General features: G+C 70.1%; 15 protein-coding genes. 5 read left to right on the top strand and 10 right to left on the bottom strand.

What is annotated here, in order from left to right; all coding sequences use genetic code 11:
- Positions 1–15: 15 nt before the first annotated feature.
- From I7X39_RS08295 to metH, 5 genes are all read right to left on the bottom strand, one after another.
- Positions 16–4,818 carry an NAD-glutamate dehydrogenase gene (locus I7X39_RS08295; protein WP_198110509.1) on the bottom strand — a complete coding sequence of 1,601 codons (4,803 nt, stop codon included), beginning with the start codon at positions 4,816–4,818 and terminating at the stop codon, positions 16–18.
- Between the two features lie 852 nt (positions 4,819–5,670).
- The gene (locus tag I7X39_RS08290; protein WP_198110508.1) at positions 5,671–8,583 is read right to left on the bottom strand and encodes a ligand-binding sensor domain-containing diguanylate cyclase; all 2,913 of its coding nucleotides are present in this window, start codon (positions 8,581–8,583) and stop codon (positions 5,671–5,673) included.
- A 62-nt stretch (positions 8,584–8,645) separates the two neighbouring features.
- Positions 8,646–9,260: an FMN-binding negative transcriptional regulator gene (locus tag I7X39_RS08285; RefSeq protein ID WP_198110507.1), complete on the bottom strand. Its 615-nt coding sequence runs from the start codon at positions 9,258–9,260 to the stop codon at positions 8,646–8,648.
- Complete coding sequence (locus I7X39_RS08280) at positions 9,260–10,423, bottom strand: GGDEF domain-containing protein (protein WP_198110506.1); 1,164 nt, start codon at positions 10,421–10,423, stop codon at positions 9,260–9,262. The genes I7X39_RS08285 and I7X39_RS08280 overlap by 1 nt, the downstream gene beginning before the upstream one ends.
- Positions 10,424–13,129 (bottom strand): methionine synthase, encoded by a 2,706-nt coding sequence (gene metH / locus I7X39_RS08275; protein WP_198110505.1) that lies wholly within the window; start codon positions 13,127–13,129, stop codon positions 10,424–10,426.
- 120 nt (positions 13,130–13,249) lie between these two features.
- Between metH and I7X39_RS08270 the strand changes: the two genes are divergently transcribed.
- The 3 genes from I7X39_RS08270 to I7X39_RS08260 are packed head-to-tail and all read left to right on the top strand — an operon-like array spanning position 13,250 to position 16,020.
- On the top strand, positions 13,250–14,449 hold the full coding sequence (locus I7X39_RS08270) for an HD-GYP domain-containing protein (protein WP_198110504.1): 1,200 nt from the start codon (positions 13,250–13,252) through the stop codon (positions 14,447–14,449).
- The gene (locus tag I7X39_RS08265; protein WP_198110503.1) at positions 14,446–15,207 is read left to right on the top strand and encodes a substrate-binding periplasmic protein; all 762 of its coding nucleotides are present in this window, start codon (positions 14,446–14,448) and stop codon (positions 15,205–15,207) included. The genes I7X39_RS08270 and I7X39_RS08265 overlap by 4 nt, the downstream gene beginning before the upstream one ends.
- Before the next feature lie 15 nt (positions 15,208–15,222).
- The gene (locus I7X39_RS08260; protein ID WP_198110502.1) at positions 15,223–16,020 is read left to right on the top strand and encodes a substrate-binding periplasmic protein; all 798 of its coding nucleotides are present in this window, start codon (positions 15,223–15,225) and stop codon (positions 16,018–16,020) included.
- On the opposite strand, the gene I7X39_RS08255 is transcribed toward I7X39_RS08260, so the two are convergent.
- The 5 genes from I7X39_RS08255 to I7X39_RS08235 form a co-directional block, all read right to left on the bottom strand.
- Positions 15,972–17,015 (bottom strand): homocysteine S-methyltransferase family protein, encoded by a 1,044-nt coding sequence (locus tag I7X39_RS08255; RefSeq protein ID WP_198110501.1) that lies wholly within the window; start codon positions 17,013–17,015, stop codon positions 15,972–15,974. The two genes, I7X39_RS08260 and I7X39_RS08255, sit on opposite strands and share 49 nt — an antisense overlap.
- Before the next feature lie 22 nt (positions 17,016–17,037).
- Entirely contained in the window at positions 17,038–17,427 is a 390-nt protein-coding gene (locus tag I7X39_RS08250) for a SirB2 family protein (protein WP_198110500.1), read from the bottom strand.
- A gap of 56 nt (positions 17,428–17,483) precedes the next feature.
- Complete coding sequence (locus I7X39_RS08245) at positions 17,484–19,013, bottom strand: thioredoxin family protein (RefSeq protein ID WP_198110499.1); 1,530 nt, start codon at positions 19,011–19,013, stop codon at positions 17,484–17,486.
- Between the two features lie 83 nt (positions 19,014–19,096).
- The gene (locus I7X39_RS08240; protein ID WP_198110498.1) at positions 19,097–20,029 is read right to left on the bottom strand and encodes a hypothetical protein; all 933 of its coding nucleotides are present in this window, start codon (positions 20,027–20,029) and stop codon (positions 19,097–19,099) included.
- A 116-nt stretch (positions 20,030–20,145) separates the two neighbouring features.
- Positions 20,146–20,502, bottom strand: a complete 357-nt coding sequence (locus I7X39_RS08235) for an ArsR/SmtB family transcription factor (RefSeq protein WP_375140760.1) — start codon at positions 20,500–20,502, stop codon at positions 20,146–20,148.
- 104 nt (positions 20,503–20,606) lie between these two features.
- Between I7X39_RS08235 and I7X39_RS08230 the strand changes: the two genes are divergently transcribed.
- The gene (locus I7X39_RS08230) at positions 20,607–21,629 is read left to right on the top strand and encodes an efflux RND transporter periplasmic adaptor subunit (protein WP_198110497.1); all 1,023 of its coding nucleotides are present in this window, start codon (positions 20,607–20,609) and stop codon (positions 21,627–21,629) included.
- The gene (locus I7X39_RS08225) at positions 21,629–24,838 is read left to right on the top strand and encodes an efflux RND transporter permease subunit (protein WP_198110496.1); all 3,210 of its coding nucleotides are present in this window, start codon (positions 21,629–21,631) and stop codon (positions 24,836–24,838) included. Before I7X39_RS08230 ends, I7X39_RS08225 begins: the two co-directional genes overlap by 1 nt.

The following is a 24,838-nucleotide window of genomic DNA, read 5'->3' as shown; positions in this document are numbered from 1 at the left end:
CAGTGGGGCGGCCCCTCAAACGAGGTTGCGCAACTCCCGCATCGCCACCGACAGCATCGCCAGATCCGCCTGCCGGGTCTCCGCCAGATCCGCCAGCAGGCGCTGCGCGCGCTCCAGCGTGGCGGCATTCAGCTGCTGCCAGCGTCCCAGCATCTCTTCCAGCGTGCCGCCGCCTCCCGCCAGCACGTCCTGCGAGAGCTGGCGTTGCAGGCTGGCGAGGTCGTCGGCCAGCGCGCTCTTGGCGCGGCTTTGCCAGTAGCTGCTGGCGGGCAGCTGCTCGATCAGCCCGGCCAGGCGCGAAAGGCCAAGCTGGCGCGCCACGGCGACGTGCACGGCGCTGACCTCGTCGAAGCCGCGCTGCACCGAATCGGCCACCTCGGCCACGTCCAGCGCCGAGAGAAGCGATTCGGCGGCCGCCACGCGCGCGGCCAGCGCGCTGGGCACGCCGACGGCGATCCAGCGCTGGGCCAGTTCGCTAGCCTGCGCTTCCGGGGCCAGACGGGCGGCCAGCGCGCTGACGGCCGGCTGCAGGCGCTCGATGGTGGGCTGCAGGGCTTCGCCGAGGCGGCGTGAGCGCAGGAACCAGGTGGTGGCGCGCGCGGTGAGCTGGCCTTCCTCGATCAGCAGCTCGGCCTGGATGGCGTCGGGCACCTGGTTGTCCAGCGCCTCGACCTGCTGCCACAGCGGCACATGGCCGAACACCTCGCGCGCCATCAGGTAGGCGCGCACCACCTGCGCGGGCTTGGCGCCGGTCATCTCCACCAGCCGGTGCACGTAGGTGGCGCCGACGCGGTTGACCATGCTGTTCAGCACATGGGTGGCGATGATTTCGCGCTTCAGCGGGTGGCGCGGGATGTAGCTGGCCAGTTGCTCGCGCAGCGGTGCCGGGAAGTAGCGCTGCAGGGCGGTGGCCACCCAGGGGTCCTCGGGCAGCTCGCTGTGCAGGATCTCGTCGAACAGCCACATCTTGCTGTAGGCCAGCAGCACGGCGCGCTCGGGTGTGGTGAGCTGGCCGCCGGCGGCCTTGCGCTCGGCGATCTCGTCTTCGCTGGGCAGGAACTCGATGGCGCGGTTCAGGCGCCCGGCCTTTTCCAGGAAGCGCATGAAGCGCGCTTCCTGCTCCAGCAGCTCCTTGCCCAGGCGGTTGGTGACGGACAGCACTTGGGTCTGGAAGGTGTTGTCGCGCAGCACGAGCTGGGCGACCTCGTCGGTCATCTGCGCCAGCAGGGTGTTGCGCTGCTTCTCGGTCATCTCGCCATCGGCCAGCGCCAGGCCGAGCAGGATCTTGATGTTGACTTCGTGGTCCGAGGTGTCGACGCCGGCCGAGTTGTCGATGGCGTCGGTGTTCAGGCGCACGCCCGCCTGCGCGGCCTCGATGCGGCCGAGCTGCGTGAAGCCAAGGTTGCCGCCTTCGCCCACCACCTTGCAGCGCAGCTCCTTGCCGTTGACGCGCAGCGCGTCGTTGGCGCGGTCGCCCACCTGGGCGTGGCTCTCGCTGCTCGCCTTCACATAGGTGCCGATGCCGCCGTTGTAGAGCAGGTCCACGGGCGCCTTCAGGAGCGCGTGCATCAGCTCCAGCGGCGTCAGGCGCTCGGCGTCAATGCCCAGCCGCTCGCGCACCTGGGGCGAGATCGGGATGGACTTCTCGCTGCGCGACCACACGCCGCCGCCTTCGCTGACGAGCTGGCTGTCGTAGTCGGCCCAGGAGGAACGCGGCAGTGCGAACAGGCGCTGGCGCTCGGCGAAGGAGGTCGCGCAGTCGGGGTTCGGGTCCAGGAAGATGTGGCGGTGGTCAAAGGCGGCCAGCAGCTGGATCTGGGTGGAGAGCAGCATGCCGTTGCCGAACACATCGCCCGACATGTCGCCCACGCCCACCACGGTGAAGGGTTTTGTCTGGCAGTCGTGGCCCATTTCGCGGAAGGCGCGCTTCACGCTCTCCCAGGCGCCGCGGGCGGTGATGCCCATGGCCTTGTGGTCGTAGCCCACGCTGCCGCCGCTGGCAAAGGCGTCGCCCAGCCAATGGCCGTACTCCAGGCTGACGGCGTTGGCGTAGTCGCTGAAGGTGGCGGTGCCCTTGTCGGCCGCCACCACCAGGTAGGCGTCGTCGGGGTCGTGGCGGTGGATGTGCGGCGGCGGCACCACCTTGCCCCCGACCAGGTTGTCGGTCAGGTCCAAGAGGCCGCGCAGGTAGTTCTGGTAGCAGGCCACGCCTTCCTTCATGAAGGCCTCGCGGTCGCTGGCGGGGGGCGCCTTTTTCAACACGAAGCCGCCCTTGGAGCCCACCGGCACGATGACGGTGTTCTTCACCATCTGCGCCTTCACCAGGCCCAGCACCTCGGTGCGGAAGTCTTCCAGGCGGTCGCTCCAGCGCAGGCCGCCGCGCGCCACCTTGCCGCCGCGCAGGTGCACGCCCTCAAAGCGCGGTGCGTAGACAAAGATCTCGAACAGCGGGCGCGGCTCGGGCAGGCCGGGCACGCGGGCGCAGTCGAACTTGAAGCTGAGGAACTCGCGGCGCGGGCCGGCTTCGCCGCTATGGCCCTTGCCGGTCCGCCAGAAGTTGGTGCGCAAGGTGCACTGGATCAGCGCCAGCAGCTGGCGCAGCACGCGGTCCTCGGACAGGCCGCTGACCTTCTCCAGCGCCAGCTCGATGGCGCGCACCTGCGAGGCCTCGCCCTCCGGGTTGGCGTTTACCGGGTCGAAGCGCAGTTTGAACAGCTGCACCAGCATGCGCGCGATGGGCGCATGGCTGGCCAGCGTGGCCTCGATGGTGGCCTGGCTGAGCGCAAAGCCGATCTGCTTGCAGTACTTGGCGTAGGCCCGCAGGATCACCACGTCCTCGGGCGGCAGCCCGGCGCGCAGCACCAGCTTGTTGAAGTCGTCGTTCTCCACCTGACCGGCAAAGACCTGGGTGAAGGCCTGCTCGAACAGCGGCGCCATGGTCTGCACGTCGATGTGATCGGGCACCTGGGCGCGCAGGTCGAAGTCGTGCACCGAGACCTTGCCGGCGGCGATGCGGTGGTTGTGCTCGCCCATCACGCGCACGCCCATGTGTTCGAGCATCGGCAGGCTGTCGGACAGCACCACCGCGCCGCCCAGGCGGTAGACCTTGAAGCCCCATTGATCGGGCTCGGCCCCCAGCGGCCGGTACAGCGCCACGGCCACCGGGTTCTCGGGGCTGAGCTGCGCGAACTTGCGCACATCGGCCACGGCGGCGCGGGCCGACACGCGGGCGCGGTAGTCCGCTGGGATGCTGCCTTCCCAGGCCTTGAACAGCGCCAGGCCGCGCGCCTCGCCCTCGGCCTCAACCAAGGCGTCGCGCAGCTGGTCGCTCCAGCGGCGCGCGGCGGCGGCCAGCTTGGTTTCCAGGTCTTTGCGGTCGTACTCTGGAATGGCGCCTGGCGTAGTGCGCACATAGAAATGGATGCGCGCCAGCCCGGCCTCGCCCAGCATCACCTCGAACTCCGCACTGCTGCCGGCAAAGGCCGCCATCAGGATGTCGTGGATGCGCATGCGCAGCTCGGTGCCGAAGCTCTCGCGCGGTACGTACACCAGGCAGGAGATGAAGCGGTCGAACGGGTCACGGCGCAGGAACAGGCGCAGGCGCTGGCGGTCGCCCAGGGCCAGGATGCCCATGGCGGTTTCGTACAGCTCGTCGATGCTGCCCTGCAGCAGCTCATCGCGCGGGTAGGTCTCCAGCGTGTGCGCCAGTGCCTTGGCGCGGTGCGAGCCCTTGGGGTAGCCGGCGCGGCGCGCAATCGCCTCCACCTTGCCGCGGATCAGCGGCGTCTCGGCCACCCGCGCCATGTAGGCGGTGGAGGTGTAGAGGCCCAGGAAGCGGTGCTCGCCCACCACCTCGCCGGCGGCGTTGTAGCGCTTCACGCCCACGTAATCCGTGTAGCCGGGGCGGTGCACGGTACTGCGCTTGTTGGCCTTGGTGACGACCAACACCGGCAGCGGCGCGCGTGCCAGCGCCTTGGCCTCGCGCGGCAGCACCGCGAAGCTGGCGGAGCGCAGTTCTTCGGCGGTTTCGCGCAGCACGCCCAGGCCGGAGCCGGGCACCAGGTGCAGCACCTCTTCGTCGTTCTCGCTGCGCAGCTCGTGCTGGCGGTAGCCCAGCAGGGTGAAGTGGTCGTCGGCGAGCCAGCTCAGGAAGTCGCGGCTCTCGGCCACCACGGCCGGGTCCACGGAGGCGGGCACCTGATCCAGCTCGGCAATCGCGTCGCCCAGGCGCGCCAGCATGGCCCGCCAGTCGCTCACCGAGGCGCGCACGTCGGCCAGCACGGCCTCGATGCCCTGCACCAGGGCCTGGCGGCGCTCCACCTCGACGATCCGGTCCACCTGAATCTGCATCCAGCTCTCGCGCGGCAGATCGCCGGCGTCCGAGGGGCGCGCCAGCTGAGTCAGGTTGCCGGCAGCGTCGCGCGCCACGGCAAAGAGGGGGTGCACGATGAAGTGCAGCGTCAGGCCCTGGCGGTTGATCTCGACCGTGGTGGAGTCCACCAGGAAGGGCATGTCGTCATTGACGATCTCCAGCACCGAGTGGCGCGCCGCCCAGCCATCCTCGCCCACATTGGGGTTGATCAGGCGCACCTTGGGGCTGCCTGGAGTCCGCTGCTGGCCAAACTGCCAATGCGACAGGAGCGCCCCCGCCAAATCGTCGCCGCTCTCCTGTGCGAGGTCGTCGGCATCGAACTGGCTCAGGCAATCCTGCGCAAACAAGCTGAAGGCCGCGCGCCGCTCGGCACTCAGTCTGGCCGTGGCTATGGCGTCGATCTGGGACAGGCGTTCGGCACGCAGGCTGTCACTGGCTGCTTCCATGGGAGGTCTCCGTCTCGGGGTGGCAGGCATCCTAGTGCGGGGTGGGCCGGGCGGCCATGCCGGTGGCGAAACAGGTGATGCGTCGGGTGGTTCACGGTCCTTGCCGCGGCCTCAGCGGGCTGCACTACGTGAGACCCCGCCGGGTCTCGGCCTTGCAGGCCGCATTCGCGCTTGCAAGCGCGAGTCCTTCGCAGGCCGTCGCAAGGTCCATTAGGACCTTGCTCGGTGCCAGCTCAGCCCGGCAGCCGAGTTCCTTTTGGCTTGACCCAAAAGGAACCAAGAGGTCACGCCCCGATGCGCAGCCCCTTGGCTTCGGCATGGGGTCCTCTCCGATGCTCGCTTGGCTGGGCCGGCCCGAAACTCACTGCGTTCAGACAGTCGGGCCGAATTTGATGGGAACGCGCGCTGCCCAGCCAAGCTGCGCTTCTCGGCCGCGCATAGGGGCAGCAGCCGAACAGCCAACAGCCAGGAAACGGCGCGCTGGTGGAAGTCCGGGCTGTTCGGTATTCGGCTGTTGGCTGTTTGCAGTTCCCCTATGCCAAGCCGAGGAGCACAGAAGAGCGGGCCCGCGCGCGTCAGCGCGCCTCGTGCTCTGACTTGGCGCAACTGTCTGAACGGAGTGAGCGCAGCGAACGCAGTGAGTTTTGCGCCGGGCCCGCTCTTCGAGCACCGCAGGGGACCCCTGGCGCAGCCAGGGGCGTAGGCATCGGGGTCGCCTTTCTTTGCCTTCTTTCTTTGGCGAAGCAAAGAAAGAAGGTCGGGTGCAGGGCTGAAGGCCCTGAGGGCTCTATGAAGCCGCGCCGTTGGAGCTTCCTGCTGAGTCCGGGTGAGCGCAGTACTCGATGCGTCCGCTCACCCCACCCGATTCCGCCCGCCCTGCTTGGCCCGGTACAAGGCCGCATCCGCCGCCGTGAACAGGCTCATGGGGTCCGCGCCGGCGTCGGGCACGCAGGCTGCCACGCCCAGGCTGAGCGTGACCACGGCGGCGGCGGGAGAGGCGGGGTGGGGCAGGGCGCGGGCTTCGCAAGCGGCGCGCAGGCGCTCGGCCAGGGCTTGGGCGGCTTCCAGGTCCAGGCCGGGCAGCAGCAGCACGAATTCCTCGCCGCCGTAGCGGGCCGCGCAGTCGCTGGCGCGGCCGCTGGTGTGGCGGATCACTTCGGCCACTTCGCGCAGCGCGGTGTCGCCCGCCGCGTGGCCGAGGCTGTCGTTGTAGGCCTTGAAGGCGTCGATGTCGGCCAGCACCAGGGCCAGGCTCTGGCCCTGGCGGGCGCAGCGGCGCCATTCCTGCTGCAGGCGCTCGTCGAAGCGGCGGCGGTTGGCCAGGCCGGTCAGGGCGTCGGAGAAGGACAGCTCGGCCAGGTGTTCGTTGGCGCGGCGCAGCTCCTCGGTCTTCTCGGCCACCAGGCGCTCCATCTCGGCCTGGCGCAGGCGCAGCTGGCGGGTGCGCCCCTGGTACAGGCCGATGACGGCCAGCAGGGCCGCCAGCGCGCCCAGCACCTGCACGCCGCGCCGCTCGTGCAGGCGGGGCTGCACGGTGACGGGCAGCTGCGCGCTTTCCAGCCAGTGCTGGCCGTCCAGGCTGCTGGCGAGGTGGAAGCGGTACTGGCCATGCGGCAGGGCCGGGAAGTTGACCTCGCGGCTGCCGCCAACCTCGATCCAGTCCGGCGTCATGCCCTCCATGCGGTAGCGAAAGCGCACGCGCTCGGCATGCTGCACGGTGGCAGCGGCGTAGCGCAGGGTCAGCGGCGGCACCGAGTCCGGGGGCAGCAGCAGCTCGGCCGCAAGGGGCACGGGCTGGCCGCCCAGGCTGACGGACTCGATGCGCACGGCCGGCGGGCTGCCCAGCTGCGGCAGGCGGCGGGGGTCCACCTGCACCAGACCCTTGAGCGAGGGCAGCCAGATGCGGCCCTTGGGGTCGCGCGCCGCCACCGGCTGCAGGCCGCCGGAGAAAGTGGGGGAGCGCAGCGCCTCGCCCACGCCGTAGCCGGTGGTTTGCACGCGCGCCAGGCGGCCGTCGAGGAAATCATTGAGCTCGCGCCGCGCCACCCAGTAGAAGCCGCGGTTGCAGCTGATCCACAGGCGGTCCTGCTCGTCGGCGATGAAGACCTGGGCCAGGCCGTCCCACAGCCCGTCGCCGGGGCGCACGGTGCGGATCTGGCCGTCGCGCAGCCGGCTGATGCCCTCGCCATTGGTGCCGATCCAGAGCGTACCGTCGGCATCCTCGTGCAGGGCCAGGATCCAGTTCGAGGGCAGCCCATCCTGCCGCGTCAGGGTGCTGAAGCGACCGTTCTCGTAGCGCACCAGGCCGTCGCCGGTGGTGGCGAACCACAGCCGGCCTTTACGGTCTTCCAGCATGGCCACCACGCCCTCCTTGGGCGCGCCGGGTTCGTTCACGGCGACGAAGCCGCGGCCCTCCTGCCGCGCCAGCCCGCTGCGCGTACCCACCCAGAGCCGGCCCTGGTGGTCGCGCAGCAGGCTGCGTACATCCACATGCGGCAGGCCCTGGGCGGTGCCGAAGCGCTCGATGCGGCCGTTCTGCCAGCGCGCCAGGCCGGCGGTGTAGCTGCCCAGCCAGATGGCGCCGTCCTGGTCCTCGTACAGGGCCGACATCTCCAGCGTGGCCAGGCCCTCGCGCAGGCCCAGGGTCTGCACCCGGTCGCCCAGGATGCGGTTGACGCCGCCGCCGGCGGTGCTGACCCAGAGCGCGCCGTCGCGCGCCAGCAGCACGGCACGCACGTTGTCGGCGGCCAGGCCCTCGGGCTTGCCGACGACCGGGAAGCCGCGCTTGCGCAGCCGGTTCAGTCCGCCGTTCCAGCTGCCGGCCCACAGGCTGCCCTCGCGGTCGGCGTAGACGGTCCAGATCTGGTCGCCGCCCAGGCCGTTCTCGCTGTTCACGGTGCTGAAGCGGCCGTCGCGCCAGCGGCTCACGCCAGCGCCCCAGGTACCGATCCAGAGCGCGCCATCGTCGTCGCGCACCAGATAGGTCAGCTGCTCGGTGGGCAGGCCCTGGGCCACGCCATAGCGCTGCAGGCTGCCGTCGGCGTGCACGCGCACCAGGCCGGCGCCGGGCGTGGCGGCCCAGACGCCGCCTTCCGGGTCGGCCAGCAGGTGGCGCACCTCGATGTGCGGAAAGCCGGCCACCGGTTCGAACTGCGCCTGGCCCGGGCGCAGGCGGAACAGGCCGGCGCCGGTGCTGCCGATCCACAGCACGCCCTCGCGGTCGAACACCAGGGTGCGCAGGCGCTCGCCGGGCAGACCATCGGCGCTGCGGTAGACCCTGGGCTGCGGGCCCTGCCAATGCACCAGCCCGCCCTCGGTGGCGCCCCAGACGCTGCCGTCCGGCGCCTGGGCGAACGCCCAGACGCGTCGGCCGTTCAGAAGCGCGGGATCGATGGCCGGCCCCCACACGCCTTCGCGCAACCGAGCGGCGCCGCCGGCGTGGCCGACCCAGAGCGTGCCCGCGCGGTCTTCCAGCAGGCCGAAGATGGGGCGCCGGCCCAGCGCCGGCACCTTTTCAGGCTGCACCAGCTGGAAGCCGATGCCGTCAAAGCGCGCCAAGCCACTGCCGGTGCCCACCCACAGCGTGCCGTCGCGCGTCTGGTGCAGGGTCTGCACCGCGCTCACCGGCAGGCCTTGCTCGGCTTGCCAGCCGTCGATGCGGTACTGGCTGAGCACGGCGTCGCTGAGTTCGGGCGGCAACGCGCGTGCCGCGCCGTTCAGCATGGCCAGGCAGAGCAGCAGGGGGATGAGGAGGAGCAGGCGCATCGCGGTCAGGGATGCCCAGGTTAGCCGAGCCGACGCCACGGGCCCGGTCGGGGAAGCGCGGATCAGGGCTGCATCGCGTCGGCCAGCGCGTGCGCACCGCGCTGGCGCAGCATGGCCGCGCTGCCCTGCTGGTCACGCGCCTGCTCGTCCTGGCCGAGCTTGAACTTGCCCTCCAGGCGCTCGACCTGGAGCTCGATGCCGACGATGACGCGCTGCAGCTGCTCGATGAAGCCGGGCGCCGCGTCCTCCAGGCGCCAGGGCTTGGGCAGGGCGGCCTCGTGCTGCCGGGTCAGCTCATCCAGCAGCTCGCGCACCCAGCCGGCCTCGTCCACCGCGCGCAGGTGGCCATGCGCATGCACGGTGCTGTAGTTCCAGGTCGGCACCTGGCGTTCGGTCTCGGCCTTGCTGGGGTACCAGTTGGGCGAGATGTAGCCCTGCGGCCCCTGAAAGATCACCAGCACCGGCAGCGGGCCGGCCGCCAGCGCCTTCAGCAGCGGGTTCGCGCGGGCCACATGGCCGGCCAGCTGCAGGCCGGCGTGCTGGCGCAGCAGCCAGGGCAGGGGTGTGGCCTCCAGGGCGTCGGCCTGCTGCCACACCAGGGTGCCCAGCGGATGGGTGCGCAGCAGCTCGATGCAGGCGGCGTCGGACGGCGCGGCGAAGTGCGGGGGGATGTACATCAGGCGGTGGGTTCGGAGAGCACGACACGGTCACGGCCCTGCTGCTTGGCCTGGTACAGCGCCCGATCGGCGCGGGCCAGCAGGGCCTCGGGGCCGGCATCTTCGGGCGTGCCGCTGGCCACGCCAATCGACACGGTCATCTGCACCGGCGCGGCCTCGCCCTCGGGCACGAAGCCCAGCGGCGCGCGGCGCAGGCGCTCGGCCGTCTGGCGCGCCAGTTCGAGGCTGACGCCGGGCAGCACCACGCAGAACTCCTCACCACCTAGGCGGCCGATCAGGTCATAGGGCCGCAGCTGCTGGCGCAGGGTGGCGGCCAGATGGCAGAGCGCGGCATCGCCGATCGGGTGGCCCTGGCTGTCGTTGATCTGCTTGAAATGGTCGATGTCCACCATCAGCAGTGCCAAGCCCTGGCCGAGGCGCTGGTGGCGCCGCCATTCGCGCTGCAGCGCGGCGTCGAAGCCGCGCCGGTTCAGCAGGCCGGTCAGCGGGTCGGTGGCGGCCTGGGTCTCCAGCACATCGAGCAGGCGGCCGGCGTGCAGGCTCATGAAGCCGAAGGCCATCGCCATCACGCCCAGGCTGTTGAGCATGATGACGAAGATCTGCCCCTGGCTGACGTAGATCGACTGCTGCGAGACCCCGCCCTCGTGCAGCGTGACGCCGATCCGCAGCAGGCCCAGGAACACCTGCAGGAGGTGCACCCCCAGTGGCAGCGCCAGCACCGCCGCGCCGACGCGCCGGCGGTGATCCCACAGCAGCAGCGCGCTGGCGGCCGAGAGCAGGCAGAGCAGGGCGTTGAAGAACAGCACCCGCAGCGTGTACGAATCCCAGACGTAGGTCAGCAGCACATAGACGCCGGCGACGGCCAGGTAGCCGGCCAGGATCCAGGGCCAGGGCCGACGCACGCCAAAGAGGCGCGCATAGCCCGTCCAACTGAACACTTGATTCGAGAGCAGCAACAGATTGGCGACGATGACGCCCAGCCAGGCGGCTAGGCCCTCGCGCAGGCCGTAGAGGGCGAGGCCCAGGCACACCGCCACCAGGGCGGCGGCCCAGTCGCGCAGGTAGGCGCTGCGGTCGCGCCAGGCCAGCAGGCCGATGCCGACCGTCACGCCGGCCGTGGTCAGCGCGGCGAACAGCAGGACGGTCTGGAGGTGCAGCTGCACTTAATCCAACAACGGCGCGAGCGCGCGGCGGGCCGCCGCTTCATCCAACCCGCAGCGGCGCGCCCAGTCCTTCAGCTGGTCCTCGCCAATGCGGCCGACGTTGAAGTAGGCCGCCTCCGGGTGGGCCAGGTAGAAGCCGCTCACCGAGCTGGCCGGGTGCATGGCCATGGATTCGGTTAGGGTCAGGCCGAAGGCTTCGGCGTGCAGCACCCGCAGCAGGTCCTGCTTCACCAGGTGGTCCGGGCAGGCCGGGTAGCCGGGGGCGGGGCGGATGCCGTGGTACTGCTCGGCAATCAGGGCCTCGTTGCTGAGCTGTTCGTCCGGCGCGTAGGCCCAGAACTCGGTGCGCACGCGCTGGTGCAGGCGCTCGGCAAAGGCCTCGGCCAGGCGGTCGGCCAGGGCCTTGAGCAGGATGGCGGAGTAGTCGTCGTGGTGGGCCAGGAATTCGGCCTCCTTGGCCTCGACGCCATGCACCGTCACTGCGAACAGGCCGACATGGTCCTGTGCCTGGCCGTCGCGCAGCGGGGCCACGAAGTCGGCCAGGCAGCGGTTCGGGCGGCGCTGGCCGTCCACCACCGGGCGCTCGGTCTGCATGCGCAGGCCCCGCCAGCACATCAGCGGCGTGCCATGGGCGTCGAAGACGGCGATGTCGTCGTCTTCCACCTGGCCGGCGGGCAGCAGGGCGAAGGCGCCATCGGCGCGCAGCCAGCGGCCGGCCACCAGCTGGTTCAGCATGGCTTGGGCATCCGCAAACACCTTGCGCGCCTGCTCGCCCACCACTTCATCTTGCAGGATGGCCGGGTAGGGGCCGGCCAGGTCCCAGGTCTGGAAGAAGGGGCCCCAGTCGATGCAGGCCACGAGCTCCTGCAGCGGGTAGTTCTCCAGCCGGCGCACGCCCACGAAGCGCGGCACCGGCAGGCTGCGGAAGTCCACCAGGGCCTTGTTGGCGCGCGCCGCCTGCAGGCTCACCAGCGGGGTCTGCTTCTTGTTGGCGTGCAGATCGCGCACCTTGCGGTAGTCCGCCTGGATCTCGGCCAGGTAAGCCCCACGCCGCTCGGGGCTCAGCAGTTCCGAGCACACCGACACCGAACGCGAGGCATCGGGCACATAGACCACCGGGCCTTCGTACTTGGGCGCGATCTTGACCGCGGTGTGCACGCGGCTGGTGGTGGCGCCGCCGATCAAGAGCGGAATGCCGGCATCGCGGAAATGCGGGTCGCTCTGCATCTCGGCGGCGACATGCTGCATCTCCTCCAGGCTCGGGGTGATCAGGCCGGACAGGCCAATGATGTCCGCCCCTTCCGCCTTGGCGCGCGCCAGGATCTCATGGGCCGGCACCATCACGCCCATGTTGATGACCTCGTAGTTGTTGCACTGCAAGACCACGGTGACGATGTTCTTGCCGATGTCGTGCACATCGCCCTTCACCGTGGCGATGACGATCTTGCCCTTGGCGCGCACGTCGGCGCCGGCCGCTTCGAGCTGGCGCTTTTCTTCTTCGATGTAGGGGATCAGGTGGGCGACGGCGGACTTCATCACGCGCGCGCTCTTCACCACCTGGGGCAAGAACATCTTGCCGGCGCCGAACAGATCGCCCACCACGTTCATGCCGGCCATCAACGGGCCTTCGATGACGTGCAGCGGGCGCCCGCCGCCCGCCTTGATGGCTTGCCAGGCTTCCTCGGTGTCTTCGGTGATGAAGTCGGTGATGCCGTGCACCAGCGCGTGCTTGAGGCGCTCGTTCACATCGCCGCTGCGCCAGGCCAGCTTGGCCGAATCGTCCTTGGCGGCGCCCTTGACGGCGTCGGCCACCTCCAGCAGGCGCTCGGTGGCGTCGGGGCGGCGGTTCAGCACCACATCCTCCACGCGCTCGCGCAGGTCGGCGGGGATCTCGTCGTACACGCCGATCATGCCGGCGTTGACGATGCCCATGTCCATGCCGGCCTGGATGGCGTGGTACAGGAACACGGTGTGGATGGCCTCGCGCACCGGCTCGTTGCCGCGGAAGCTGAACGAGACGTTCGAGACGCCGCCGCTGACCTTGGCGCCGGGCAGGTTCTGCTTGATCCAGCGCGTCGCCTCGATGAAGTCCACCGCGTAGTTGGCGTGCTCCTCGATGCCGGTGGCGATGGCGAAGATGTTGGGGTCGAAGATGATGTCTTCGGGCGGGAAGCCGATGCCCACGAGCAGGTCGTAGGCGCGCTGGCAGATGTCCTTGCGGCGCTGCAGGGTGTCGGCCTGGCCCTGTTCGTCGAAGGCCATCACCACCGCGGCGGCGCCGTAGCGCTTGACCAGCTTGGCCTGGCGCAGGAACTCGGCCTCGCCTTCCTTCAGCGAGATCGAGTTGACGATGCCCTTGCCCTGCAGGCAGCGCAGGCCGGCTTCGATGACGCTCCATTTGCTGGAGTCCACCATCACTGGCACGCGCGCCACATCGGGTTCGCTGGCCAGAAGGTTCAGGAAGCGCACCATCGCCGCCTGGCTGTCCAGCATCGCCTCGTCCATGTTGACGTCGATGATCTGCGCGCCGTTCTCGACCTGCTGGCGCGCCACGGCCACGGCTTCTTCGTACTGGCCGGCCAGGATCAGGCGGGCGAAGGCCTTGGATCCGGTGACGTTGGTGCGTTCGCCCACATTGACGAACAGGCTGCCCATGCCGATGGTCATGGGTTCAAGGCCGGACAGCTTCAGGGGCGGAGGAGTCATTGACGGGGATCCAGGTGGCGCGACAAAGCGCGCCAAAAGCGAAGAAATGCGCGGGAAAAGCCTGACGGATTCTAGGAACCCCCCTCTCCAGCCCGGCCAAGCCATGCCGACAATCGAAGGGTGGATCTCGTCCGACTGCCCCCCAATGCCCTTAAGCCCGGCCAGCGCCTGAGTTTTTCGCTGCGCGACGCCGACGGCAAGCTGCTGTTCTCGGCCGGCACCGTGCTGCCCGGTAGTGAGGTGGTGCGCGAACTGCTGGCGCGCGGCGCCTACACCCAGGTACACGAGACCGAGGCCTACCAGCGCGAGATGACGGCCAAGGCCAACACCTTGCTGCACCAGAACGCCTCGCTGCGCGAGATCGCTCGCGTGGCGCCCGACTTCCAGCACGAGCGCCAGCGCACCGCCGTGGTCACGAGCGACTACGCGCAGTGGCTGGACCTGCAGCTGCGCGTGCACAACCTGCTCAAGGACCCGAAGGCCGAGGATTTCCTGACCCGCTTCGAGGCCCTGCACCGCGAGGCCCTGGAGCGCCTGGAACGCCACCCCGACCAGACCCTGCTGCTGCTGGTGCACGACGCCAGCCAGGAGCTGGCCCAGTACACCGCCCGTCACGCCCTGCTCTGCACCGTGCTGTGCCAGCTGGCGGCCGAGCGCATGGACTGGCCGATGGAGATGATCGGCGCGCTCACGCGCGCGGCCCTTTCGATGAACCTGGCCCTGGGCCTGCTGCAGGACCGCCTGGCCCAGCAGCGCGAAGGCCTGAGCCCCGAGCAGGCGCGCCAGCTCGCCGGCCATGGCGACCGGGCTGCGGCGCTGCTGCAGAGCATGGGCGTGAGCGACCCGAACTGGCTGAACACCGTGCGCCTGCACCACGACACCGGCCCCGGCCCGCTGGCCGAGCGCGCCTGGCCCGAGCGCTTGGCGCGGCTGCTGCAGCGCATCGACGTGTTCGCCGCGCGCCTGTCGCCGCGCATCGCGCGCAAGGCCCAGGCCGGCGCCCAGGCCTCGCGCGCCATCTTTCTGGACGAACGCAAGCAGCAGGACGAGGCCGGTGCGGCGCTCATCAAGGCGGTCGGCCTCTACCCGCCGGGCACCCTGGTGCGCCTGGCCAATGGCGAGGAGGGCGTGGTCATCAAGCGCGGCGCCTCGGCCACCGAGCCCCTGGTGGCCGCACTCATCGGCAAGAGCGGCAACCCGCTGACCGAGCCGGTGCCGCGCGACACCCGGCTGGCCAGCCAGGCCATCAGCCAGAGCCTGGCCCCGCATGAACTGCGACTGCGCCTGTCGATTGAGAAGCTGATGCGCCTGGCGGTATGAGGCGCCGGGCCTGGGTGGTGCTGCTGGGCCTGCTGGCCCAGCTTCCGGCGCAGGCACGCGAGACCTGGCGTTTGGCCACGGCCGAGCTGCCGCCCGCCATCACCACCAAGCGGGCCGACAACGGCTACTACGCCGTGCTGGTGCGCCGCGTGCTGCAGGAGCTGGATGTCGATGCCCAGCTGCACTTCCTGCCGCCGGACCGGGCGATCCAGGAAACCATGGCCGGCCGCTACACGGCGGTCTTTCCGCTCTCGCGCACGCCCGAGCGCGAGCGCGAGCTGATCCCCAGCGAGCCGATCTTTCACGTCAGGGTGCGCGTGTTCGTGCGCCGCGATGACCCCTGGTCCGGCGGCGGGCTGGAGGCCATGCGCGGCCATCCGCTGTGCAACATCCAGGGCTCCAAGCTCTATCCGGAACTCGATGCGGCGCTGGCAGCGGGTTGGCTGCAGATGCAGCGCGTGCCCGAGATCGGCGCCTGCTTCCGCATGCTGGCGTTGGGACGGGTGCGCTTCGTGGTGACGGGCGAGAACACCGGTTTCGAGGGCATGGCCGCGGTGCCCGACGGCGCGCGCAAGTTCCGCATGGCGGCCGAGCAGCTGGCGCTGCAACCGGTGTTCCTGATGTTCTCGCGCCAGGTGAAGGGCAATGTGCAACGCGCCGAGGCCTTCAACCAGGCGCTGCGCCGGCTGCGTGCCGAGGGCGTGATGCACAAGCTGGAGCATCAGGTGCTGCCCCAGGGCTACGGCTACCGGCCTTGACGCACACTGTGGCCCATGTGCCGCTTGCTGGCGTTCGCCTTCCTGCTGCTGGGCGGTGCCGCATGGGCCCAGCCGGCGGTGCTGCGCATGGTCAGCAACGAGTTCCCGCCCTATGTGGGCAAGGATCTGCCGCAGCAGGGCTTTTATGCCGCCCTGGTGCGCCAGGTGCTGGCCGAGCAGGGCCTGCAGCTGGAGCTGCAGTTCCAGCCCCCGGCGCGCGCCCATGCCTCGGCGGCGGCCGGCCAGGTGGATGCCGCCTTCCCGATGCTGCGCACGCCCGAACGCGAGCGCGAGTTCCTGTTTTCTGAGCCCCTGCTGCTGGTGCGCTCCTACTTGTTCGTGCGCGCCGACAGTCCCATCAGCGGCCTGGCCGACCTGCCCGGCCGGCGCAGCTGCCATCTGCAAGATTCCAACCAGCCCGAGCCCGTGCAGCGCCTGGTGGAGGGCGGTAGCGTCAAGGTCGAGCGTGTGGCGCAGATGGCCCAGTGCTTTGAGATGCTGACGCGCGGCCGCGTCGACTTCGTGGCTCTGAGCGACTACGGCGGCTGGGCGGCGGCTCGCCAGGCCACGGCCGGGCCGGAGGGCTTCAAGCGTGTGGGGGCACCACTCTCGCTCGGCCTGCTGCACCTCGTATGGCCGCGCGCCGAGCCGCGCTCGGCCGAGCGTGCCGCGGCCTTCAACAAGGCCTTGACCGAGCTGCGCCGCCGCGGCGTGGTGGCGCAGCTGGAACGTGAACTGCTGCCCGCGCTGCCCGAGCCCGAGGCTCAGGCAGCGAGCAGGGCGCTGAACAGCCCGGCCGGGCGCGGACGGTAGCGGCCCACTTCGGCGGCGATGGCCGCCACATGTCCGGGCGTGGTGCCGCAGCAGCCGCCGGCGATGTTCAGCAGGCCGCGCGCGGCGAACTCGCCCACCAGCCGGCCGGTGATCTCGGGGGTTTCGTCAAAGCCGGTGTCGCTCATCGGGTTGGGCAGGCCGGCATTGGGGTAGCAGCTGATCGGCGTGTCGCCCGCGGCCAGGGCCAGCTCCTCCAGATAGGGCCGCATCAGGCTGGCACCCAGGGCGCAGTTCAGGCCCACGGCGATCGGGTGCGCGTGGCGCACCGAGTGCCAGAACGCCGTCACCGTCTGGCCGCTGAGGATGCGGCCCGAGGCGTCCGTCACCGTGCCCGAAATGATGACGGGCAGGCGCTCGCCCGTGTCCTCCATCAGCTCGTCCAACGCGAACAGCGCGGCCTTGGCATTCAGGGTGTCAAAGATGGTCTCGACCAGGAACAGGTCGCAGCCGCCGTCCAGCAGGCCCTTGGCCTGCTCGTAATAGGCGGCGCGCAGCTGTTCAAAGTCGATGTTGCGGGCGCCGGGGTCGTTCACATCGGGGCTGATGGATGCGGTGCGCGGCGTCGGGCCCAGGGCGCCGGCGGCGAAGCGCGGTTTGTCCGGCGTGGAGTACTTGTCGCAGGCGGCGCGTGCCAGGCGGGCGGCGGCCACATTCATCTCGTAGGCCAGCGGCGCCAGGTCGTAATCCTCCTGCGCCACCGAGGTGGCACCGAAGGTATTGGTCTCGATGATGTCGGCGCCGGCGGCCAAGTACTGCTCGTGGATTTCGCTGATGACCTCGGGGCGGGTGAACTGCAGCAGCTCGTTGTTGCCCTTCAGGTCCTTGCCATGGTCGGCGAAGCGCGTGCCGCGGTAATCGGCCTCGGTCAGCTTGTAGCGCTGGATCATGGTGCCCATGGCGCCGTCCAGCACCAGGATGCGCTCTTGCATCAGTTCGGGCAGGCGGGCGGCACGGGTGTAGGCGATCGGTTTCATGCCGCGATTGTCGCGGCCGCTCTCAAAGCAGGCCCAGCCAGGGGTCTCGTGTCTGGGAAACCCCGACGATCAGTCCCATGCAGAGTAGCGCCCCCAGGTAGCAGGCCACGCGCAGCTCTAGCGCCCGGTTCGGGTTGAAGGCCAGCGCACCCAGCAGCGCATAGATCGGCAGCAGCACCAGCTTGGCCATCAGCCAGCCATGGTGCACGGGGCTGATGTTGAGCAGGCCCCACAGGCTCAGGCCGGTGACGGTGAGCAGGATGTCCACGCCGCCATTGATGGTGCGCAGCCGGCTGTCCAGCGGCCAGCGCGCGCCCAGCAGCAGGCCCAGGCCGCGCACCGCGATCATGGCCATGCTCACCACCGCCAGCAGCAGGTGCAGCTCCTGGATCTGCGGGTAGTCGTAGGGCATGGCCGGCGGCGGCCGCGCTTAGCGGCCACAAAGCGTGTACCGGGTCTGAAAGTACTTCAGCCTTTTTGCTTCAGCAAGGCCTCGCAGGTGCTGCGCTGCGCGTCGGCCGTGTCCAACTTGGCGCACACCCCACCCAGCTGGGCCTGCAGGCGCTGCAGCACTGGGGCGTTGGCGCCCTTGGCCCAGGGCACCAGCTGGTCGCTGACCTTCTGCAGCGAGCGTGCACTGCGCTCGTAGAAGGCGCCCTTGTCCTTTTCGGCCTCGGCGATCAGCTGGGCGGCGAGCTTCTCGATGCGCGCCGTGTCCTGCGGGCTGAGCTTCACCAGGTTCTCGAAATAGGTCGAGCCCCACTGCAGGCGCGTGGCCGGGCCCTCGCTCTTGTTGAAGGCCTGCTCGTACCAGCTCAGCGCCTCGTCCTTGCGGCCGGTCTTGCGGGCGTTCGCGCCCAACTGGTTCATCAGGTAGTAGGGCGAGTGGCTCTTGGCCAGGTTGGCCTTGAGCATGGCATCGCTCTCGGCCCACAGGCCGGCCAGGCCCAGCACATGGCCCACGGCCGTCATCACCGCCTGGCGCTCGTAGCCGTCCTTGATCTCGCGGTCCATCAGGTTGGACAGGCCGCGCACCTCGTTCAGCAGGGCGGCGTCCAGCTTGGGGTAGACCTCGCCCTCGGGCAGGTCGATGCGGGCCAGCTGCACGCGAGCGATCAGGCAGTTCACGCGGTCGGCGCGCGAGAGCTGCGCATCGGCCTGCTGCGCCGCCAGGGCCTGGTTCAGCTGGGCCACCAGCGCGCTGCGCGCGGCGCCGGGCTGCGGCTGCAGGGCGCGCACCAGGTCGTCGGCGAAGTTGCTCAGCACGTCCAGGTGGGTGCGCACCTGCTTGGCGTCCTTCAGCACGCTGGCCAGCAGTTCGGCGTCGCCCTTGGCGGGTGCGGCGCCGGCGCCCAGGGCCTTGAGGCTCAGGCGGGTGCGGGCATCGGCCGGCACGCCCTTGGCGGTGGCCAGGCGCTGCAGCAGGGCGCCGCGCTCCTTGGCCGGCACCAGCTGCTGTTCGTCAGTGTCCCAGCTGTAGTAGCTCAGCAGCTGCCACTCGCCGGCCTTGAGCGCCTTGCCGGCGCGGGCCTCGGCCAGCACGGTCTTCATGGGTCGGCCGCCCGACAGACCCATCTGCAGCAGCTTGACGACGCGCTCGGCGTCGGCCTCGCCGGGCAGGCGCGTCAGCTCCTGGCCATTCGGGCTGAAGAGGATCAGCGTGGGGTAGCCGCGCACCTTGAAGCGGGTACCGAGCTTCTGCGCGCCCGGCAGGTCGCCGTCGATCTGCACCGGCACCACGGCACGGCTCTGTTCGATGAAGTCGGCGCGGTTGAACAGCGTGGCCTTGAGCTGGTTGCAGGGCGGGCACCACTTGGCGCCCCAGTACAGCAGCACCGGCTTGTTCTCACCCTTGGCCGCGGCAAAGGCGGCCTCGATGTCGCTGTCCTGCGCCGCCGCGCGCCAGGCGATGCCGGGCGGCATGTCCACGGCAGCCTGGGCGGCGGCACCGAGGGCCAGGGTCACAGACAGGGCGAGGGCGCGAAGGACGGGACGCATGAAGCAGGCTCCGGAAGTCAAGCCTGCGATTGTCGGCCGCCTGCCCCGGTGCTGTCTGTGCAGGGTTGCGCGGGTGCCGGAAGTCAGCGGCGGAACAGCCAGCTGCCATCCGGCTGGCGCACCACCTCGTGGCTGGACTTGGCCACTTCGCCGCTGTCCGCAGCCTTGTAGGCCACCTCGAACTGGAGGGCGTTGTCGGCTGGCATGGTCCAGCCCTGCACGCGCAGCACGTCCAGGCATTGGTTGCTGTCGTGGTACTTCATCTTGGGCATGGGCGCCTGAATCACCTTGGTCCGAAAGCTCACGCCCGCTGCAGCAAACTCATCCAGCGTGCTCACGGCACTGAAGGTGCTGATGCAGGCCATGCGCTCCACGAACTGCGCAAGGGTGGGCAGCAGGGCGGGCAGGGCCTCGCTCAGGCGCTCCGGGTGAGGGCCCTTGCGCAGCGCGGTGGCGATCTGCTCCGCCTGCGAGGGCGAGAGCATGGCGACGCCCTGGATGCGGGGCCGGGCGGGCGGCGGCGCCGGGTTGGCGGGCATGGCCGCAGCGGTCGGTGTTGGTGTGGGGCTCGCGCCGTCGCCCGCTGCGCCGGCTGCAATGGTCTTGCAGAGATGGTCTTTCAGCGTCTCGGTGCTGAAGATCATCAAGGGGCTGGTGACGAAGCTGGTGTTCACCTGGCTGCCGTTGCCCTGTGCCGTGACGGCGACGTTCAGGGGCAGGCGCTTGCCCTGCGCCAGCATGGCGGACTGCGCCGCCTCGATCAGTCCTGCGCCGGGGTTCTGGCTCAGCACGGTGAACCCGCTCAGGGACAGGAAGCGCGCGATGCGAGGCAGGGCGTCGGTGGGCGCCACGCCTTCGAGCATCCCGTGGGTGGTGTGGGTCTTGCCGGAGAGGGCTGAGCCCTTCACCGCGTAGTTGCGCAGGCATTCGTCCGACTGTGCGGCCTGCGAGGCCAGCGCGGGCCCGAGTGCGGCGAGCGTGGTGAACAGTACGGCCAGATTCTTCGGTTGGGCCATGGTGCAAAAGGGGCAGTGGAAAGGGGCCCGATGCTCTGGCCGGAATCCGCCGCCGTGCCCACCAGTGTGTGAGCAGGTGTTGCTACGCCACCCGACTGCGGGGGCGAGCGCCCCCTTCAGCGGCGGAACAGGCCCAGCCGCTCCTGCGCCGCCGCCTCGCTCTTGCGCGCCACGGTGCCGCAGACGAGGTCACAGAGCTGGTAGATCCCCGCATCCGCCACGCAGTAATACGCACTCGTGCCGCGGCTCTCACGCCGGACCAGGCCGCGCTGCTGCAGCAGGCTCAGGTGGCGGGAGACGTTGGCCGTGGTCATGCCGGTCTGTTCGGCCAGATCGCCCACGCGCTGTTCGCCATTGCGCAGCAGGTTCAGCAGGCGCAGGCGGTTGGGTTCGGCCAGGGCCTGGAAGAAGGAGGCCACCTCGTCCAGGGCGGGGTCGGGCAGTTCGTGCATCGAGGGCGCGGTGGCGGGCATGGGCATTCCTGACGGGTTCACGGGCCGCATTCTGTACGTTATTGACTATTTGAGCAAATGCGTAAATACTTAAGCCCGAGACAGACAGCCACCCCTGCCGCGCCATGAAACCCACCCTGCTTCGCGCCCTGCTCCCCCTGGCCCTGACGCTGCCGCTGGCGGCCGCGCAGGCGTCCGAGCCCTACCGCACCCTGACCCTGCAAGCCGGCAACCAGGCCGGCCTGCGCGGCTTCGAGGGCGTGGTGGAGGCGCAGCGCCAGACCGTGCTGGCCGCGCAGGTGCCGGGCGCCATCGTCGAGATCGCCGTCAAGGTGGGCGACCGCGTCAAGGCCGGCCAGCTGCTGATCCGCCTGGATGCGCGGGCCGCCGAGCAGGGCGCCCAGGCGAGCGCCGCGCAGGCCCAGGCCGTCAAGGCCCAGCTCGCCCTGGCGCAGCGCGACTTCGAGCGCCAGCAGCAGCTGCGCGCGCAGGGCTTCATCAGCCAGGGCGCGCTGGACCAGGCCGAGGCGCAGTTCAAGGCCAGCAGCGCGCAGCTGCAGGCCCAGGCCGCCGCGCTGGAAGCGGCCCGCACGCAAACCGGTTTCCACCGCGTGACGGCGCCGTACGACGGCGTGGTGGCCGAAGTGCCGGTGTCGCTGGGCGACATGGCCATGCCCGGTCGCGCGCTGGTGACGGTGTTCGACCCGCGCGCCCTGCGCGTGACGGCCAGCGTGCCGCAGCAGCTGCGCCTGCCGGACGCGGCCGCGCTGCAGGTCGAGATCCCCGCGCTGGGCCAGCGCCTGAACCCGACCCGCGTGCAACGCCTGCCGCTGGCCGATGCCGGCTCGCAGACCCAAGCCGTGCGCCTGGAACTTCCTGAATCCGCCGCCCAGCCCGGCCAGTTCGCGCGCCTGTGGGTGCCGCAGGAACAGGCCGCCGCGCCCACCCGTCTGTGGGTGCCGCAGGCGGCGCTGGTGCGCCGCGCCGAGCTGCGCGCTGTCTACGTGCTGGACCCCAAGGGCCAGCCGCAGCTGCGCCAGCTGCGCCTGGGCCCGGTGCAGGGCGATCAGGTGGAGGTGCTGGCGGGCTTGAGCGCCGGTGAGCGTGTGGTGTTGGAGCCGCAGCGCGCGGCCAAGGGAGCCAAGTGATGAGCAAGCTGGGCGTGTCCGGCCGCATCGCGGCCTTCTTCCAGAGCGCGCAGATCACCCCGCTGCTGGCGATCGTCGCGCTGCTGCTCGGTGTCTTCGCCGTGGCGGTGACGCCGCGCGAGGAGGAGCCGCAGATCAACGTCACCATGGCCAATGTGATGGTGGCGCTGCCCGGCGCGGCTGTGGCGGATGTCGAATCGCTGCTGGCGGTGCCGGGTGAGCAGGTGCTCTCGCGCATGCCCGGTGTCGAGCATGTGATGTCCGTTTCGCGCCCCGGCATGGCCGTCATCACCGTGCAATTCAAGGTGGGGGTGCCGCGCACCGAAGCCCTGGTGCGCCTGCACGACACCATTCAGAGCAATGCCGACTGGCTGCCGCCGGGCCTGGGCGCCTCGCCCCCGCTGGTCAAGCCCCTGGGCATCGACGACGTGCCCATCGTCAGCTTCACATTGTTCAGCCGCGACCCGAACTTCGGCCGCTACGACCTGGAGCGCGTGGCGCACAGCCTGGAGGCCGAGCTCAAGCGCGTGCCTGGCACGCGCGACATCACGACGATTGGCGGCCCCGGCCGCGCCATCAAGGTGGAAGTGGACCCGGCCAAGCTGAACCGCGTCGGCTTCAGCTTGAGCGAGCTGCGCCAGGCCCTGCAGGCTGCCCACCAGGGCGCGCAGGTGGGCGAGCGCGTGCTCGGCAACCAGACCATCCAGCTCGAAGCCGGCCCCTTCCTGCGCGATGCCCGCGAGGTGGAAGAGCTGGTGGTGGGTGTGCATAACGCTAAGCCGGTGCAGCTGCGCGATCTGGCCCAGGTGAGCGACGGCCCGCTGCCCGAGACCCGCCTGGTGTGGCACCGCGTGGACGGCCAGGACTTCCCGGCCCTGACCCTGGCGGTGACCAAGAAGGCCGGCGAGAACGCCATCGACGTGGCGCGCGCCCTGAGCGCCCGCGTGACCGAGCTGCGCGGCACCGTGCTGCCGGCCCAGGTGGACCTGGAAGAGACGCGCAACTACGGCAGCACCGCCAACGACAAGGCGAACCAGCTGATCCAGAAACTGCTCTTCGCCACCGCCTCGGTGGTCGCCCTGGTGTTCTTCGCGCTGGGGAAGCGCGAGGCCGCCATCGTCGGCGCCGCAGTCATCCTCACGCTCACCGTCACCCTGTTCGCCTCCTGGGCCTGGGGCTTCACGCTGAACCGGGTGTCGCTGTTCGCGCTGATCTTCTCCATCGGCATCCTGGTGGACGACGCCATCGTGGTGGTGGAAAACATCCACCGCCACCAGCAGCTGTTCCCGGGCAAATCCCTGCGCGAACTGATCCCCGGCGCGGTGGACGAAGTGGGCGGCCCCACCATCCTGGCCACGCTCACGGTCATCGCCGCCCTGCTGCCGATGGCCTTCGTCTCCGGCCTGATGGGCCCCTACATGGCGCCCATCCCCATCAACGCCAGCATGGGCATGCTGCTGTCGCTGGCCATCGCCTTCGTCGTCACGCCCTGGCTGGCGCGCCTCTTGATGAAGGCCGTGCCGGCCGGTGCGGGCCACGACCCCGAGGCCCTGCATGGTCTGTCCAAATGGCTGGCGCCGCGCTTCGAGCGCCTGTTCGGCCCGCTGCTGCACGCGCAGCGCGGCGGCCGCAACCGCAAGCTGCTGGGCCTGGGGGTGGCGGGCTTGATTGCCCTGTCCGTCGCCCTGCCGGCCGTGGGCCTGGTGATGCTGAAGATGCTGCCCTTCGACAACAAGTCGGAGCTGCAGGTCGTCGTCGACATGCCAGCCGGCGCGCCGCTGGAACAGACGGCGGCCACCCTGCAGGCCCTGGGAGCCTGGCTGGACGAGCAGCCCGAGGTGCGCCATTTGCAGGCCTATGCCGGCGCTTCAGCGCCCATCAACTTCAACGGCCTGGTGCGCCAGTACTTCCTGCGCGCCGACCCGCACCAAGGCGACCTGGCCGTGACCCTGCTGCCCAAAGGCCAGCGCAAGGAGCAAAGCCATGCCATTGCCACCCGCTGGCGCCCGGAACTGCAGAAGATCGGCCAGCGCTTTGGCGCCAATGTGAAGGTGGTGGAAGTGCCGCCCGGCCCGCCGGTGCTCGCGCCCATCGTGGCCGAGATCTACGGCCCCGAGGCCAGCGGCCGCGCCCAAGTGGCGGCCGCTGTGCGCAAGGTGTTGAGCGGCCAAGAGGGCGTGGTGGACGTGGACGATTCCGGCATCGCCGCCGCCCCGCGCCAGCTGCTGCAGGTGGACCGCCGCAAGACCATGGGCCTGGGGGTGGCCCCCGCCCAGGTGGTGGCCACGCTGCGCGCGGCGCAGAGCGGCGACGCGGCGATCTGGCTGCACGACGGCTCGCACCGCGCCGTGCCCGCCACGCTGATGCTGCCGCCCGAGCGCGCCGGCGACCTGGACGCCCTGCTGTCGCTCGGCGTCAAGTCGGCCAGCGGCGCGCTCATTCCGCTGCGCGAGGTGGTGACGGTGCAGGACGCGCAGCGCGAGCAGCCGATCTACCGCAAGGACGGCCTGGCCGTGCACTACGTGGTGGCCGACATGGCCGGCCGCATCGACAGCCCGCTCTACGGTCTGTTCAGCGCGCGCTCGGCCCTGCAGCAGATCGAGACCCCGGACGGCGGCCGCCTGCAGGAGTTCTTCATCCGCCAGCCCTCCGACCCCTACCGCGGCTACAGCCTGAAGTGGGACGGCGAGTGGCAGATCACCTACGAGACCTTCCGCGACATGGGCCTGGCCTACGCCGTCGGCCTGGTGCTGATCTACCTGCTGGTGGTGGCGCAGTTCGGCAGCTACCTGACGCCGCTGATCATCATGGCGCCCATCCCGCTCACGGTCATCGGCGTGATGCCTGGCCATGCCCTGTTGCATGCGCCGTTCACGGCCACCAGCATGATCGGCATGATTGCCCTGGCCGGCATCATCGTGCGCAACTCCATCCTGCTGGTGGACTTCATCAACCTGCAGGTGCGCACCGGCATGGCCTTCGAGACCGCCATTCAGCGCTCGGCCATCACCCGCGCCCAGCCCATCCTGCTCACCGGCCTGGCGGCCATGCTGGGCGCCTTCTTCATCCTCGACGACCCCATCTTCAACGGCCTGGCCATCAGCCTGATCTTCGGCATTGCCGTGTCGACGGTGCTGACCCTGGTCGTCATTCCGGTTCTCTACTACGTGGCCTATCGCCACCGCCTGCACCTCTTGAAAGGAGAGTGA

This window comes from Inhella proteolytica (genome assembly GCF_016093275.1).
Classification (GTDB): domain Bacteria; phylum Pseudomonadota; class Gammaproteobacteria; order Burkholderiales; family Burkholderiaceae_C; genus Inhella; species Inhella proteolytica.
The sequence above is the reverse complement of the archived record's forward strand: the minus strand, read 5'-3'. Positions and strand labels throughout refer to the sequence as shown.